The 224-nt window shown below is 46.9% G+C and carries 1 tRNA gene; it reads left to right on the top strand.

Annotation, left to right across the window (positions count from 1 at the left end):
• The first annotated feature begins 5 nt into the window (after positions 1-5).
• Positions 6-81 (top strand) — tRNA-Ala (locus tag WFL93_RS24200).
• Positions 82-224 lie beyond the last annotated feature (143 nt).

Below are 224 nucleotides of genomic sequence, written 5' to 3'. Positions count from 1 at the left end.
TGTATGGGGCTATAGCTCAGCTGGGAGAGCGCCTGCCTTGCACGCAGGAGGTCAGCGGTTCGATCCCGCTTAGCTCCACCATTACAGTGACTCAAAACAATACTTCAGAGCGTACCGGAAACGGTGTGCTGCGAAGTATTATGCTCTTTAACAATCCGGAACAAGCTGAAAATTGAAACGACGTGTTGGTTCATTTCTCCGTAATAAGAAATGAATAACAACAT

Source organism: Pantoea sp. USHLN256, assembly GCF_037149875.1.
GTDB classification, from domain to species: Bacteria; Pseudomonadota; Gammaproteobacteria; order Enterobacterales; family Enterobacteriaceae; genus Pantoea; species Pantoea nemavictus.
This window is presented reverse-complemented; position numbering and strand designations above follow the sequence as displayed.